General features: G+C 62.3%; 14 protein-coding genes. 6 read left to right on the forward strand and 8 right to left on the reverse strand.

Annotation, left to right across the window (positions count from 1 at the left end):
- Positions 1-2: 2 nt before the first annotated feature.
- From GR158_RS21435 to GR158_RS21460, 6 genes are all read right to left on the reverse strand, one after another.
- Entirely contained in the window at positions 3-806 is an 804-nt protein-coding gene (locus GR158_RS21435; protein ID WP_160872515.1) for an alpha/beta fold hydrolase, read from the reverse strand.
- Positions 803-1633, reverse strand: a complete 831-nt coding sequence (locus GR158_RS21440; RefSeq protein ID WP_160872516.1) for a sugar phosphate isomerase/epimerase — start codon at positions 1631-1633, stop codon at positions 803-805. Before GR158_RS21440 ends, GR158_RS21435 begins: the two co-directional genes overlap by 4 nt.
- Positions 1633-2709 carry a Gfo/Idh/MocA family protein gene (locus GR158_RS21445; RefSeq protein ID WP_160872517.1) on the reverse strand — a complete coding sequence of 359 codons (1077 nt, stop codon included), beginning with the start codon at positions 2707-2709 and terminating at the stop codon, positions 1633-1635. The genes GR158_RS21440 and GR158_RS21445 overlap by 1 nt, the downstream gene beginning before the upstream one ends.
- A 50-nt stretch (positions 2710-2759) precedes the next feature.
- Complete coding sequence (locus tag GR158_RS21450; protein ID WP_160872518.1) at positions 2760-3905, reverse strand: sn-glycerol-3-phosphate ABC transporter ATP-binding protein UgpC; 1146 nt, start codon at positions 3903-3905, stop codon at positions 2760-2762.
- 322 nt (positions 3906-4227) lie between these two features.
- Complete coding sequence (locus GR158_RS21455) at positions 4228-5160, reverse strand: PfkB family carbohydrate kinase (protein WP_160872519.1); 933 nt, start codon at positions 5158-5160, stop codon at positions 4228-4230.
- A gap of 3 nt (positions 5161-5163) precedes the next feature.
- Entirely contained in the window at positions 5164-5964 is an 801-nt protein-coding gene (locus GR158_RS21460) for a class I fructose-bisphosphate aldolase (RefSeq protein WP_160872520.1), read from the reverse strand.
- 219 nt (positions 5965-6183) lie between these two features.
- Here GR158_RS21460 and GR158_RS21465 point away from each other — a divergent pair, with 219 nt between their 5' ends.
- The gene (locus GR158_RS21465) at positions 6184-6945 is read left to right on the forward strand and encodes a DeoR/GlpR family DNA-binding transcription regulator (RefSeq protein WP_134650513.1); all 762 of its coding nucleotides are present in this window, start codon (positions 6184-6186) and stop codon (positions 6943-6945) included.
- Positions 6946-6956: 11 nt separating this feature from the next.
- On the opposite strand, the gene GR158_RS21470 is transcribed toward GR158_RS21465, so the two are convergent.
- Positions 6957-7775 (reverse strand): sugar phosphate isomerase/epimerase, encoded by an 819-nt coding sequence (locus GR158_RS21470; RefSeq protein WP_160872521.1) that lies wholly within the window; start codon positions 7773-7775, stop codon positions 6957-6959.
- Positions 7776-8043: 268 nt separating this feature from the next.
- On the opposite strand from GR158_RS21470, the gene GR158_RS21475 reads away from it, so the two are divergent.
- On the forward strand, positions 8044-9192 hold the full coding sequence (locus tag GR158_RS21475; RefSeq protein WP_160872522.1) for a Gfo/Idh/MocA family protein: 1149 nt from the start codon (positions 8044-8046) through the stop codon (positions 9190-9192).
- Positions 9189-10124 carry an alpha/beta hydrolase gene (locus GR158_RS21480; RefSeq protein WP_160872523.1) on the forward strand — a complete coding sequence of 312 codons (936 nt, stop codon included), beginning with the start codon at positions 9189-9191 and terminating at the stop codon, positions 10122-10124. The genes GR158_RS21475 and GR158_RS21480 overlap by 4 nt, the downstream gene beginning before the upstream one ends.
- Positions 10125-10126: 2 nt before the next feature.
- Here the strand turns inward: GR158_RS21480 and GR158_RS21485 are convergent, their stop codons facing one another.
- Entirely contained in the window at positions 10127-11161 is a 1035-nt protein-coding gene (locus tag GR158_RS21485) for a LacI family DNA-binding transcriptional regulator (protein WP_160872524.1), read from the reverse strand.
- Positions 11162-11489: 328 nt separating this feature from the next.
- On the opposite strand from GR158_RS21485, the gene GR158_RS21490 reads away from it, so the two are divergent.
- The 3 genes from GR158_RS21490 to GR158_RS21500 all read left to right on the forward strand — a co-directional run bounded on the left by GR158_RS21490 (position 11490) and on the right by GR158_RS21500 (position 14613).
- A complete protein-coding gene (locus tag GR158_RS21490; RefSeq protein ID WP_160872525.1) occupies positions 11490-12737 on the forward strand; it encodes a sugar ABC transporter substrate-binding protein in 1248 nt (415 codons plus the stop codon).
- A gap of 85 nt (positions 12738-12822) precedes the next feature.
- Complete coding sequence (locus GR158_RS21495; protein ID WP_160872526.1) at positions 12823-13761, forward strand: carbohydrate ABC transporter permease; 939 nt, start codon at positions 12823-12825, stop codon at positions 13759-13761.
- 6 nt (positions 13762-13767) lie between these two features.
- Positions 13768-14613: a carbohydrate ABC transporter permease gene (locus tag GR158_RS21500; protein ID WP_134650506.1), complete on the forward strand. Its 846-nt coding sequence runs from the start codon at positions 13768-13770 to the stop codon at positions 14611-14613.
- Positions 14614-14731: the final 118 nt, after the last annotated feature.

Here is a 14731-nt window from a genome sequence, read left to right on the forward strand (position 1 = left end):
TCTTAGAGGTCCTTCAGGAAAGCATGGAGGGCGCGGCGAAAATCGGCGACGTATCGCGTCTTGTCTTCCGCCTTGGGGGTGATCTGGACGAAGCGCGCGGCGGGGATTGCTGCCGCAAGTGCGCGCGCATGGGCGATGGGATGGATGACGTCGCGCTCGTGGCCGATGACGAGCGCCGGCGCGGCTATGCGGGCAATCTCATCCTCCGCCACGCCGGGACCGTCCTTCGATATGGCCGTCAAAAGCGTTGCGGTGACGTCGACGGGTTCGCGGGCGAAAAAGCCGGTGAGCGAGGCCAGATTGTCCGGGGCGTCGGCGGCAAGGCGCTGGCCAATCGGCCCCGCCAGAAACGCCGCCTTCGCCTCGTGAGGCGAAAGCTCTGCCAGGAGGCGACCGACCTCGGCATTCGGCGCCATGTTGCCCGGCGCCGAGGCGACGAACCAGGCCGGACGAGCAAGGACAAGCGCACGGACGAGATCGGGCCGCGTGACGGCAAGGCGCAGCGAGATCGCCGCGCCCATGGATATACCCCCGATGATGACCGGCGCCTCCAGATGGGTCTCGATATAGGCCGCGACATCACCTGCAAAGGTTTCGATCGAGAACCGGTCCAGCGCGCCGGATTGCGAGCGGCCGTGGCCGCGGGCCTCGATGGTGATGCGGCGAAAGCCGGGGTCGTCCGGGAACGCCTCGGCCGACTGGCCGGCATCACCGCAAAGCCCGTGCAGGAAGACGACCGGCGTGCCTTCACCCGCCATGTCGACGTTCAGAGATGTGCCGTCGCCGGTTCGGAAGACGCGGTTCATCGTCCCGCCTCAAGCTTTTCCGACAGGAAGCGGGAAACATCTTCGGCTTCCTTTGCCGCAAGCCCGTGGGTGATCAGGCTGCCGGTAAAGCCGATCGCCTTCAGGCAGCCAAGATAGTGACTGTAGTCGAGCACGCCCTTGCCGGCCGTGGCGAAGCTGCCATCCGGGTTCCGGTCCTTCGCATGCGCCATCACGATGCGGTCGGCGAGAAGATCGATGGCCGCGGAGATAGTCGTCCTTTGTTCGTCGAGCGTGGCGGTCTCGAACAGATTGGCGGGATCGAGCACGATCCTGATGCGCCGGCTCTGCATCTCATCGATCAGGCGTCGGGCCTTATGGGCGGAGTTGATCACATTGGCAAGCTCCGGCTCGATGCCCAGATCGACATCGTACCGCTCGGCAATGCCGATCGCCGTCTCCATGGCCTCCAGCAGATCGCGCCAGGCTTCCGGCGTGCCGTTGTCCGGGTGCTCCTTCCACTGGTCGTACGGATCGCGCGTACCGGTGCAGAGCGTGATCAGGCGGGTGGACATTGCGTGGCTACGCTCCGCCAGTACGGCAAGCCGGCGATGTCCCGCCTCGCGCACCGCCCGATCGGGATGGATCATGTTGTAGGTGCCGGAGACCGCGGCGATCTCGATACCGGCCTTGTGTGCCGCACCGGCGATGGCACGCGCCTGCCCCTCGTCGATCGCATCGGGCATGGAGGCAAGGCCGGAGCAGGCCATGTTGTATTGCGCGCAGACGAAGCCGGCACCGGCGACAGCCTTAAGCACCGGCCCGGGCTGCGTCCCCTCGAAGGTCTTGGCGAAGATGCCGAGTTTCATCACACGCCGCCCGTCACGTCGGCCAGCGCAACGGACTTGCCGATTTCGACGGAGCGGGCGATGGCGACCATGGCCCGCACGGACGCGAGGCCGTCATCGATATTGGCGCCCTCCATCGGCGTGCCATCCAGAATGGTGCGGGCGAACCCTTCGACCTGACGGCGATAGAAATGGCCGTCCGCGCCGAGCACCCGATGCGTCGCACCGTCAGCCTCGCGGAAAATATCCACCTCACTCGTCTTGTAGTACCAGGGATTATAGGTCTTGCCGAGGACGCTGCCGTTCCTGCCATAGATCTGGAACCCCTCGTGCCAGTCCATGCGCACCTGCACCGTGAGGTCGAGGTGTCCGAGCGTGCCGGAGGCGAACTCCACATCGATGAACCAGCACCAGATGCCCGCACGTTCGGAAAGCCGCGCCTGCACCGAGAGGATATCGCCGGCAAAGTAGCGGGCTGTGTCGATCAGATGGCAGCCATGTGCCAGCATGTAGTAGCGCCTGAGATCGGCCTTCGGATTGGTGGTGGGCTTCTTCGCATTGGCGCTGGTGACCACGAGCGGCTGCACCGCGTCGGTCATCGGATAACGATGCGTGCTGTCGCAATACCAGGCCTTGAGCGCGACCATCTCGCCCATCTCGTCGGCAATGAAGGATTTTGCCGCCTGCAGGCCGGCATCGAAGCGCTTCATGTGCCCGACCTGGAAGACCTTGCCGGAGCGTTCGACAGCGGCCTTCAGCGCGACGCATTCCTCCACCGTAACCCCGACGGGTTTCTCGCACAGCACATGCTTGCCGGCTTCAAGCGCGCGCAGCGATGCCGGTACATGGAAGGCATCGGCCGTCGCGATGATCACCGCTTCCACGTCAGGATCGGCAAGCATCCTGTCATAGTCGTTGTAGGACTTTTCAGCCCCGTGGGTGATGACCATGCGCTCGCGCAGGTCGTCGGCGACATCGCAGATCGCGTAGAGATCGGCGTTGGCCGCCTTGGTGCAGCTTTCGAAATGCGCGGCCTGCGCGATCTGGCCCGCACCGAGCACGCCCACACGAAGACGGCGTTCCTGTTTTGCTGGCATTTCAGCCCCTTTTGTTTTCGTCGTTTACGGGCGACGCCGTCAATCGGCGCTCACAGGGCCGCGTGCGTCTGCGGGTTGAAGAAGTGCAGCTTGGCCGGGTCGATGGCGAGATCGATACGCTCGCCGGCCTTGATGGTGCTGGTGGCCTCGAATCTGGCAACCGCATTGGCCGCGCCGCTCAAATCCTCCACCGCATCGGGGTCGCCGGAATCGACCCGGGGCGCGTCGATCTTCAGGTGCACGATCAATTCCGAACCGAGTTCCTCGATCGTTCTCACCAGTGCGGGGATGGTAGGATAGGCCGCGCCCGACGGCAGTCGGCTATCATGAAGGTCTTCGGGGCGAATGCCGAAAACGACAGGCTTGCCGTCGAAGCCCGAAAGGCCCGGAACACGCTCCAGGACACTCGCCGGCAATGGAATGGAAAAGTCCGGAAGCCGGATCGAGCCGCCTTCCAGACGCCCTTCGAAAAGGTTCATCGAGGGAGAGCCGATAAAGCCTGCGACGAAGGCGTTGACCGGCTTGTGATACAGCGCCTTCGGCGTATCGACCTGCTGCAGCACACCCCCCTTGAGCACTGCCACGCGGTCCCCCATGGTCATCGCCTCGGTCTGGTCGTGGGTGACGTAGATGGTCGTCACGCCCAGCTGGCGCTGCAGGCTGGCGATCTCGGCGCGCATCTGGACGCGCAACTTTGCATCGAGGTTGGACAGCGGCTCGTCCATCAGGAACGCGGCCGGCTCGCGTACCATGGCACGGCCCATCGCAACGCGCTGGCGCTGGCCGCCGGAAAGCTGCGCCGGCTTGTTCTGCAGGAGCGTTTCGAGCTGCAGGATCTTGGCGATCTCGTTCACCCGCTTGGTGCGTTCGGCCTTGTTCTTTCCCGCCAGCTTCATCGAGAAGGCGATGTTTTCAAAGACGGTCATGTGCGGATAGAGGGCGTAACTCTGAAACACCATGGCGATGTCGCGATCCTTCGGCGGCAGATCCACGACGTCCTGATCCCCGATGCTCAGCGTGCCGCTGGTTACATCCTCCAGGCCGGCGATCATGCGCAGCGCCGTCGATTTTCCGCAGCCGGACGGCCCCACCAAGATCAGGAACTCGCCGTCATGGATCGTCAGGCTCAAATCCTTGATCGCATGAAAATTGTTCCCGTAGGTCTTGCAGATCTTGTCCAGCACAACCACAGCCACTGCGTATCCTCCACTGTCCCAAACCCGGCCGGCGGCCTCCACTGCCACCGTCCGGTTTTCGACAGAAGGCTCGGGCTAGCCGGGAAAGTCAAGATAGTAAGCGAGGCCATAGACAACTGGAGAAGCTAATTTCATCGCCAAGCCATTGGTATATAATCATTATTCCAAGATAAAAAAATCGTCAGCATGATATTTTATTTCTTTACGCGCGAAACTTTTGTCACCCAGCACATACCAGTATGGCCGGCGTCGACTTTACGCCAGCGCCGGCCGTATCGGCATGTCGATAGAGAAGCAAAGTATCGCGATGAGGACAAAACTGTTAAGCGCGAGGTGGCACGGGCACAGGCGCGGCCCCGTCCTTCATCCAGGAGAGGCATGCGGTCCGATCCGGCAGCCCCCTGCGACCGCCATGCGCCGTCACCGAGATAGCCGCTGCTGCCGCGGCGAACCGAACGCAATCGAGCGGGCGCGCGCCCTCTGCCAGCGCCAGCGCATAGGCGCCATGGAAGCAGTCTCCGGCACCGGTCGTATCCACCGCCTGGACCACATAGGCCGGCACATGCCAGAGAACTGGATCGCCTTTCTGCCGCACATAGCTGCCGCGGTCGCCGTCGGTGAGCACCACCGCCGAACGGTTTGGCGTCCAGAGCCCCTTGAGGAGAGCCGCAGGATCATCCTGCTTCAGGTAGGATCTGGCGAATGCGATCGGCAGCACGAGGTGATCGGCGAGCGACAGGATCCGGTCGCTCGCGGGGCCGATGGCCCATTCGATATCAGCCACGATGGAAAGACCGAGATCGCGGGCTCGCTGGACCGCGGCTTCCGAATGGACGGCATAACCATCAATGAGCAGAACAGGCGCCTTTGCAAACACATCATCCGGCAGATCGGATGACGTGCCATGGAGCACGTCGTCGTCATAGGCGATAAAGCGCTCGCCGTCCGACCCGACGGTGATGACGGATCGGATGGGTACGGCGTCGGCGTGGCGGGGCGCAAACACGGTGCTGACACCCTCACGCTCCAGTTCACGCCCGCCGATATCGGCGTCCGGCGGATCGCCGAGCCAGCCGATGAAGGCCGCGCGGCCGCCAAGACGGGCGACAGCAACCAGCGCGGTGGCGACGTTGCCTCCGTGATCGGAGACACGCTTCGTCACCTTTCCCTTGCCGGCGGATAGGGGGCGGTCGACATAGACGATGTCGTCGACCGCCAAGGCGCCGAAACCCAGAACGTCAAAGACGCGTGGCACGGGTCACGCGCCGGCGGCGGCCAGCGCCTCCTCCGGCGCAAGGCCATCATGAATGACGAGCTTGAAGGCGCGTGCGGCCTTCGTCGTATCGCCATGGCCCCAGAGGTTACGTCCCACGACGGCGCCCCGTGCGCCGGCACGCAGTGCGTCTGCGGTCTGTTGCAGTGCGCCGAGCAGCGTATCGGTCTTCGGCCCGCCGGCAATGACGACCGGAATGGGGCATGTGGCGACCGTGTCGCGGAAGGAGGCGAAGTCGCCGGTGTAACCGACCTTGACCACGTCGACGCCCGTCTCGTAGCCGATGCGGACCGCGTAAGCGATCTCGTCCGGCGTAAAGACGATCTTGCCGCCATTGGCGAAGTCACGCGGATAGACATGGGCGATGACCGGCATTTCGAACCGCGCGGCGGCGTTCACCGTGTCGGTCAGCCAGCGGATATACTCGCCTTCCGTGTTGCCCCGGACCGGAATGGCGACGGCCAGCGCATCCGCGCCGTACCGCACGGCATCCTCCGGGGTGGCGATGAGCTGGCGGATCCGGTCGTCGGCCGTGAAGCAGCCGGCCTGGATCACCAGCGCGGCCTTGCCGGCGTAATCGGACCACAGGTGCCGCGCGGCGCCCGGCTGGATGCTGACATAGTCAGGCCCGCCGGCCATGACCCGGCTCAGCGCGCCCGGCAGGTCCGCAAGGCCGCCCTCGCGCACGTTGCCATAGCCGACAAAGTGATCGACGGCGCCACCGAACAGATTGCCCGAGGCATTCGAAAACAGGCGGGAAAGACGAATTTTGGTTCCGAGACCCATGGAAAAGCTCCTCCGTTTTTTGCTGAACGGACCCTAACTCGAAAGTAAAACAACATTCAATCTTTCGATTTCTTTCATTTAACCCTTCGCATGCGATTTCTTCCTGTGTTACGCTGCATTAAATGGTGCGATCAGACATAGAAGGCGATCGCCAGAGAAAAATGTCTTTCGAAAATCGAAATAGCACCCTAAAGCGTCAATGACAGACGGAGCCGAGCCATGCTTGCAGAACAACGACGCCAGCAGATCCTGATCGAACTCCAGCGCATCGGGCAGGCCCGCACGCGCCAGCTTGCGGACCTGTTCGAGGTATCGGAAGTCACGATCCGCTCCGATCTCGACATCATGGATGGCAAGAAGCTGCTGATCAAAACCCATGGCGGCGCCATCGCCCTGCCCGCAGATTCGCCCGCCGCCGCCTTCGAGGAACGCATGCAGCGCAACTTCGATGCCAAGCGGCGCATCGCCCAGATGGCCGCCCGCCAGATCATCGACAACCAGTCGATCGTCTTCGACAGCGGCTCAACCCTGCTTCAGGTCGCCATGCAGATGCCGCCGGTGAAGAATGTCGTGGTGGCCACGACCGCCATGAACATCGCACAGCACCTCATGTATCGTCCCGGCCTTGACGTGCATATGATCGGCGGTCGCGTGTTTCCAAGCACGGTCAGCACGATCGTTTCGGACTCCGACAAGGCACTCGGCGGCCTCGTCGCACATCAGGCTTTCGTCAGCGCGCATGCAATCGATTCATCCTTCGACGTGGTGGATGTGTCGGAGGATATCGCGCGCACCAAGCGCAACCTGGTGCGTATGGCACGCCGCGTCGTTCTGGTCGCCGATTCGAGCAAATGGGACATTGGCGCCTCCTCAAAGGCGTTTTCCCTGTCTCGCGTCGATCTCATCATTACCGACAGCAACATGCCGCACGGCATCCGGCACCGCCTGGAGAAACTCGGCGTCGAAGTTCGCTACGCCTGACGCGAGGTCGCTTAATGCCCGAGCGCGCGCAGCGTCTCACGGTTGACGCGGACGGCAGCGGCGGGATCTTCGCCGGCCTTGTCGGATTCCTCCTCCACGACGATCCAGCCGTTGAAGAGCGGGGCGGACCGCACGACGTCGATCACCGCCCGCACATCGCAGACGCCCGCGCCCAGCATGGCCCAGTCGCCCCTGGCATCGACATCCTTCAGGTGCACGTAACGGATGCGATCCCGGAAGGCCGCGAGCGTATCGCCCATGACCTGGCCGCCGCGCAGGATGTGGCCCGTATCCGGCACCCAGCCGACCTGCGGGTCGAGAAGAGCAAAGAGCGCGTCGTAATCCTCGCGAGTAAAGAGCAAGGTGTTGTGGTGCGAAGACGGATGCACGGCAACCGTGACGCTGGCCGCGCGACCGATCTCGCTCGCACGGTTGTAGCAATCGGCGGCAGCCGAAAATTTATCCGCCCGCGCGCCCGGCGAAACCACTGTCGCCGAACCCATCGAGACGAGCGCACCCGGGAAATGCGCCGCAAAATCCACCCAGCGTCGCGCCGCCTCCAGATCGGCCGTCAGCTGTTCCGGCAGCGTGAAGCCGCTGGACGAGCCGAAGGCGAAGGAAACGAGGCTGAGGCCTGCATCCGAGAGTGTGCGGGCAAAGGCATCGGGCCTGCCGGCATAGTCGCCGATCATCGTATCGGTGATTTCGATACCCGAATAACCGCCGGCCGCTATGGCGCGCACCAGATCGTCCGGACCGCCTGTCCACTTCGTGCCCAGCATTTCCCAGGTGAATGTCTGGCAGCCGATTTGCAGTTCCGCAGTTTTCATTAGGTGGTCCTGACCTGTCAGTTGATCATCGCGTCGACATGGAAGAGCTCCCACTTGGCCGCAGGTCCGCCCGGCCCGTATCACCGGAGTCCGCGCAGGGAACCTTCCGAAAATGCTAACACAAGAGGATGGCGACGCCTCCCAAACGTCTTGTCATTACGTAAGATAAAATGTTACCGTGCGTCAACTTAATTTGTACTATGCGTACATGAAATTGCACCGGCTTCCTTTATTTTCGTCAACCAGAACAGCAGGATAGATTCATCAGATGACACAGACGAGCGAACCGAAGCTCAGGATCGGCGTGGTTGGTTGCGGCAACATATCGCTTGCCTACATGCGCAATGCCCCGCTTTTCCGTAACGTCGAGATTACGGCTTGCGCAGACCTCAACGGGGAGGCTGCGACGCGCCGAGCCGGGGAGTTCGGGCTACGCGCTACGGATGTTGATTCCCTGCTGGAAGACAAGGAAGTGGATCTGGTTCTCAACCTGACGATTCCGGCAGCGCATTTCGACATTTCGATGCGTGCGCTTTCGGCCGGCAAGCACGTCTTCACGGAAAAGCCGCTCGGCGTGAACGCCGAGGAAGGCCGCAAGCTGGTCGAGGCCGCCGCCACCCGAGGACTTGCCATCGGCTCGGCCCCGGACACCTTCCTTGGCGCTGCCGGCCGGCACGCACGTCGGTTGATGGAATCGGGCGTCATCGGCAAACCCGTTACCGGCACCGCTTTCATGATGGGGCGCGGCATGGAGCACTGGCACCCCGATCCGAGCTTCTATTACCAGCCGGGCGCCGGCCCGGTGATGGACATGGGCCCCTACTACCTGACCATGATGGTCAATCTGCTGGGGCCGGTGCGCCGGGTTCAGGCGGTCGCGACCAGTGGTCAGCAGGAGCGCGTGATCACCGCCGACGGCCCCAAGAAAGGCACTGCCTTCAAGGTCGGCACGCCAACCAGTGTGCTCTCGCTGCTGGAATTCGCGTGCGGCGCGACCATCACCTTCGGCGCGTCCTGGGACGTGTTTCGCCATTCCAACCACCCGATTGAACTGCATGGCACGGAAGGCTCGCTGCGCCTGCCCGATCCCGACAATTTCGGCGGCGTCATCGCCCTGTCGCGCCAGGGCGCGCCATGGGAGGAGACGGACATGGCCAGCGCCCTGTTCGGCGCCGTCAACTGGCCGGTCGCGGCACCGGACCGCGCCAATTATCGCATGCTGGGCCTTGCGGATCTCGCCCGTTCGATCGTCGAGGGCCGCGCGCCCCGCGCTTCCGGAAACCTGGCGCTCCACGTCCTCGAAGTCATGGAAGCAATCCTGCGAGCCGGTGAGACCGGCGTCGGGCAGGACATCGCCGGCAGGACGGAGCAGCCGAAGGAGCTTCGTGAGGACGAAGCGCGGAGCCTGCTGGCGTGACGGGGCTCGACCCGTCCGCCACACGCGCCCTCGCCTGGCCTGGCGAACCGCAAAAACCCGTCGAGGACTGCACGCCCGCAGAAGCACGCAAGCAGTATCTCGACGGCTTCGCTGCCATACAATGCCCTCCGGAATCGGTCGAACAAACCGCGGAGCGGGATGCATGCGGCATCCGCGTGAAGGTCTGGCGCGGCCGCAGTGCCCCGCGCGACGCCGCGCCCGCCCTGCTCTATCTGCATGGCGGCGGCTTCGTGATCGGCGCGCCGGAGACCCATGAGGATATTTGCCGCATCCTCGCCAATGCCGCAGGCGCGGTCGTCGTTTCGCCGGACTATCGGCTGGCTCCTGAGCATCCCTTCCCGGCGGCCATCGAGGATTGCGCAGCCACCCTCCACTGGATGAAAGAGCAGGCGGCATCCCTCGGCATCGACGCGACCCGTATTGCCGTCGCCGGTGACAGTGCAGGCGGCAATCTCGCCGCGATCATCGCCCTTCTGGCGCGGGATCGCCAGGTTCCGAACGTCCTCGGCCAGATGCTGATCTATCCCGTGACGGACCAGAGGCAGACCTCCGACGGCTACCGCCGCTTTGCAACCGATTTCGGCTTGACCGCAGAGGCGATGCGCTGGTTCCGCGATCACTACGTACCGGACGAAGACAGACGAATGGATTGGCGAGCCTCGCCGCTCCTAGTACCCTCGCTACAAGACGTCGCACCCGCTTTCGTCGTCCTGGCCGGCCATGACGTGCTGTTCGACGAAGGGCTGGCCTATGCGAAGCGCCTGGAGGCCGAAGCGAGCGCGCGTTGCCGCATCTGGCCGGGCCAGATCCATGGCTTCGTCTCCATGAGCCGCGCCATACCGGAAGCCCGGGAAGCTCTGGACGCCGTCCTCGATGCCTGGCGGGAAATGGATCCTCGGCTTGGGACGTAAACTCAGGCGGATTCGCGCATGACGAGGGTCGCCTCGAGGATCACCCGCGACGGCGCCACCTTACGGTCGGCCTCTTCATCCTCTATGCTTTTCAGCAGGAGTTCGACGGACTTGGCCGCGATTTCGGGCGCGTTCTGGGCCATAGTGGTCAGCGACGGACACGTATAACGGCTGAGCGGATGATCGTCATGGCCGGCAATGCGGATATCGCATCCTTCCGCGCGCCCGATCTTGAGACCCGAGGCGAAGGCTGCGGCCATCGCGCCGAAGGCGAAGCGGTCGTTGGCGCACAGCAGCGTCTTTCCGGGCAGGCTGCCCCGGGCAAGCATGCGCTGCATCTGCTCGTAGCCGAGCCGCTCGAACTCCCATGATGGCGACGACTCGCATTCGATCACCAGCGGCTCGTGCCCCTCGCGCCGCATCGTGGCGCGGTAACTCTCCGTCCGCTCGTTGGTATTGGCCATCATGTGCGGCACGTCCAAGAACACCGGTGGCTCACCGGAGCGACACAGGTACTGCACGATCGCCGCCACGCTCTGCGCGTTGTCGTTGCCCACGAAAGGCAGATCGAAAGCCGAAGGGCTATCGAAGCACACGACCGGGATTGCGTCCGTCAGGCGAGCCAGGGCCGATCGACGGGAGCCTGTGCCGAGCGGCGCGACGATCGCACCCGCCACCTTCAGCGAGAGAAGCGTCCGCACCGCCTCCTCCTCAAGCTCAGGTCTTGTGTGCGAAGAAATCTGCACGGGCCAGAACCCCTTGGCACGCAACTCCAGCTCGATGAGCGAAACCACCTGCACATAGAAAGGGTCGGACATGGTCGGGACGAGAATACCGATATTTTTCGTGCGCTTGCGATTCAGGTGCCTGGCAAAAAGGTTGGGCTCGAAGTTCGATTTTTTCAGCGCAGCCTCGATGCGCTTGCGCGTCACCTCCTTGATCTGCGTCGGGTCGTCGAAATATTTCGACAATGTCGGTCGAGAAACGCCGCAGACGGCGGCAAAGTCGTCCATCGATCTGTAAGTCTTTTTGGCCATTCCAATCCTCATCGCCGGGGCGGCACTCTACGGGTCTCGCGTCATGGCTCGAAGCGCCGCAAGCGCACGGATTGCGGATGCGGCGGCAAACTTTCGTTTGTTTACGAAAGTAAAGAAAAAACACAGCACAAGCAACAGAAACGTTCACGAAAATTTCGCGCGCGCAAAATTTATTTTATGTTTAAAATCATATTGCTATCCTGTTTTTCAATCAATGCGATGCGTAATCCTGGAGCCACCCCGTTGACAGTCGGATGGTTCCAGAAGCCTACTCATCGCACGATCTTGGGAGAGGATCGATCACCTGAAAGTCTAATGGGAGGCAGACATGAATTTCAGCAAACTCAGCAAGACTCTGAAGACCGCCGCAGCGGTCTGGGCGCTCTGCGCCACCTCGGCCCTTGCCGACACCACCATCGAGTTCATCCAGTGGTGGGAACCCGAAATGCCCGCCGGCGCATTGCGCGGCATCATGGACGACTTCGAAGCCAAGAACCCCGGCATCAAGGTGACACTCGTCAGCGGCCCCTATGCCACGACCCGCGACCAGATCGTCGTCGGCGCGGCCTCGGGCACGCTCAGCGACGTGGTCGGCCTCGACGGCGCCTGGGTCAACGGCCTGTCGAAGCAGGGCGCCATTGCCTCGATGGACGAGCTGATGGAGAAGGCCAACTACGACAAGAGCCAGATCGCCGACATCGTCAAGGTCGACGGCAAGAGCGTCATGTTCCCGCTGGCCTCCTTCGTCTATCCGGTCTTCGTCAACCTGGACATCGCCAAGGCGGCCGGCGTCGAGACGATGCCCTCGACCCGCAGCGAATTCGCCGAAGCCGCCAAGAAAATGACGGACGCCTCGAAGAACCAGTATGGCTGGGTCCTGCCGCTGTCGCTGCAGTCGCCAAGCGGCATTCAGAACGACGTGATGTCCTGGGTGTGGGCCTCCGGCGCCTCGATGATGAAGGACGGCAAGCCCGACCTCGAAAACGAGGCTGTGGTCGGCACGCTGGAATATATCGAGAAACTGAACAAGGACGGCGTGATCTCGCCCGGTATCTTCGCCAAGAAGGAGCAGGACAAGGTCGAGGAATTCGTCAACGGTCGCGTCGGCATGATGGTCGATACGCTCGCCCACGTGAACCTGATCCGCGAGCGCAATCCGAAGCTCAACTTCGGCATTTCCGCCCTGCCCGCCGCCGACGGTTATACCGGCAAGCGCGGCATGCCCTACGCTTCCTGGGGCATCGGCATCAGCGAAGGCAGCGAGCACAAAGAGGAGGCCTGGAAGCTGGTCGAATTCCTGATGAGCCCCGAGGTCAACGGCAAGCTCGTCTCCATTGCCAACGCCTTCCCGGGCAACGTTCACGCCAAGCCCGACTTCGTGGCCTCCGACCCGATCTTCGCCGAAGCCTTCAAGATCTATCAGAGCGGCTATCCGGCGAACGAATTCGTTGGCCTGCCGGTCGCCGAAGAGCTGATGCGCAACATGAACGTCGAAGTGCAGAAGATGTTCGACGGCGGTCAGAGCGCCAAGGATGCCGCCGCCAACACGCAGAAAGCCTGGCTCGCCAAGTTCTAAGCCGGCGCATGCTCAACGACACCGGCAGCGCCGACGCGGCTGCCGGTGTCCGTCGTCAATTCCCGGCAGATCGGACAGTCACGCCATGAACCGCTCCATTACCGCTCCGGCCCCCGCACTGTCGAAGGCAGGCAGGAAGGTCAAATTCAGCTACAAGACGCTGCGCAAGCTGGTGCCCTACCTCTATGTGACACCGGCCACGCTTCTCCTCGTTCTGCTGATGCTTTTTCCGATGGCGATGGTGCTGCGCTATTCGCTGATGGACGGCGCCATCATGAAGCGGGACGCCGCCTTCGTCGGGCTGCAGAACTACATCACCATCTTCCAGAATCCGGTTTTCTGGCAGTCGCTGTACCAGACGCTCTACTTCACAGTGATGAGCGTGGTGTTCCATTTCGTGCTCGGCCTTGCCTTCGCGATGCTGCTCAACACCAATCGCGTCGACCCGACGATCCGTAGCATCCTGCGCGTGCTCTTCATTCTGCCCTGGCTGTTCACCGCCGTCATCATCGCCATCATCTGGCGTCTGCTGCTCGATCCGAACGGCGTGGTCAACAGCGTGCTGATGGCGCTGCACATCATCGACTTCAAGGTCGAGTGGTTCTCCTCGACCAACACGGCGATCCATGCGCTGACCTTCGCCAATATCTGGGCGGGCTATCCGCTCTTCATGGTCAGCCTGCTTGCGGGACTTCAGGGCATCTCCAAGGAACTCTACGAGGCGGCCGGCATCGACGGCGCCAACGAGTTTCAGAAGTTCTGGCACATCACCATTCCACAGCTCATGCCGATCATCATCAGCATCGCGCTGCTCGACTTCATCTGGACCATGCAGGTCTTCCCCCTCGTCTGGATGACGACCGGCGGCGGCCCGATCTATGCGACGGAAATGCTGTCCACCTTCACCTACAAGCTGGCTTTCGCCCAGTACGAGTTTTCGCTGGCTTCGGCGAGCGCCATCGTCATCCTCCTCATCTCGATGAGCGTGACGTACTTCTACATCAAGCATCAGCAGCGCAGGTAGACGACCATGGCAAAGCGTTCTCTCAAAAACTCGGTCCTGCCGACCGTTCTGACGTATCTTGGCCTGGCGATTGGCCTGGTCTTCGCAGCCTTCCCGATCGTCTGGATGTTCTTCAGCTCCCTGAAGTCCAACACCGAGATCTTCGCCCTTCCGCCAAAGCTGCTGCCGGACGATTTCACGATTTCCGCCTATCTGACGATCTTCAACGACCCGACGAAGGTCCGCTTCTTCATCAACAGCTATTTCGTCGCCGGTGTGGTGACGGCGCTGACGCTGTTCATCGCAATCCTTACCGCCTATGCCTTCAGCCGCTACTCCTTCCGCTTCAAGAACACGTTGAACATCTTCATCATCAGCACGCAGACGGTGCCGCCGATCACGCTTCTCATCCCCTATTTCGGCATGGTGGTAGCGTTCCGGATTTTCGACACCTACCTGGCGCTGATCCTGACCTACCTAGTCTTCACCCTGCCCTATGCCGTCCTGCTGATGACCGGCTACCTGAACACGTTGCCGAAGGAACTGGACGAAGCGGTTCTGGTCGATGGCGGCTCGAGCTGGACGGCGCTGTGGCGGGTAATCGTTCCCGTCTCGATACCCGGTATTGTCGCGACCGCCGTTTACACGTTCCTTCTGGCCTGGAACGAGTTTCTCTTCGCGCTGACTCTGACCAAGTCGATGGACCTGCGCACGGTGCCGATCGGCATCCAGCTTCTCATGGGGCAGCATGCCTTCGAGTGGAACGAGATGATGGCGATGAGCGTGCTGGGGTCGCTGCCGTTGTTGGTCCTTTACTTGGTCGCCCAGCGCTACTTCTTGGCGGGCATGACGGCGGGCTCGGTCAAGAGCTGACTTCGATACACCTGACATTGAATTCGCCCCCCGTTCGCGCTGATGAGGAATTAGCAGGCCTTGAACCACTTGGAACCTCCTGGCAGTCGTTCGCGACCTCAAACGACGGAGAAAAGGA

Origin of the sequence: Shinella sp. AETb1-6 (assembly GCF_009826875.1) — a bacterium.
GTDB classification, from domain to species: domain Bacteria; phylum Pseudomonadota; class Alphaproteobacteria; order Rhizobiales; family Rhizobiaceae; genus Shinella; species Shinella sumterensis.

Excerpts from the sequence above, each read along its gene's own strand:
- GR158_RS21435 (WP_160872515.1), bottom strand. The coding sequence starts at position 806 with ATGAACCGCGTCTTCCGAACCGGCGACGGCACATCTCTGAACGTCGAC.
- GR158_RS21440 (WP_160872516.1), bottom strand. The coding sequence starts at position 1,633 with ATGAAACTCGGCATCTTCGCCAAGACCTTCGAGGGGACGCAGCCCGGG.
- GR158_RS21445 (WP_160872517.1), bottom strand. The coding sequence starts at position 2,709 with ATGCCAGCAAAACAGGAACGCCGTCTTCGTGTGGGCGTGCTCGGTGCG.
- GR158_RS21460 (WP_160872520.1), bottom strand. The coding sequence starts at position 5,964 with ATGGGTCTCGGAACCAAAATTCGTCTTTCCCGCCTGTTTTCGAATGCC.
- GR158_RS21465 (WP_134650513.1), top strand. The coding sequence starts at position 6,184 with ATGCTTGCAGAACAACGACGCCAGCAGATCCTGATCGAACTCCAGCGC.
- GR158_RS21470 (WP_160872521.1), bottom strand. The coding sequence starts at position 7,775 with ATGAAAACTGCGGAACTGCAAATCGGCTGCCAGACATTCACCTGGGAA.
- GR158_RS21475 (WP_160872522.1), top strand. The coding sequence starts at position 8,044 with ATGACACAGACGAGCGAACCGAAGCTCAGGATCGGCGTGGTTGGTTGC.
- GR158_RS21485 (WP_160872524.1), bottom strand. The coding sequence starts at position 11,161 with ATGGCCAAAAAGACTTACAGATCGATGGACGACTTTGCCGCCGTCTGC.
- GR158_RS21490 (WP_160872525.1), top strand. The coding sequence starts at position 11,490 with ATGAATTTCAGCAAACTCAGCAAGACTCTGAAGACCGCCGCAGCGGTC.
- GR158_RS21495 (WP_160872526.1), top strand. The coding sequence starts at position 12,823 with ATGAACCGCTCCATTACCGCTCCGGCCCCCGCACTGTCGAAGGCAGGC.
- GR158_RS21500 (WP_134650506.1), top strand. The coding sequence starts at position 13,768 with ATGGCAAAGCGTTCTCTCAAAAACTCGGTCCTGCCGACCGTTCTGACG.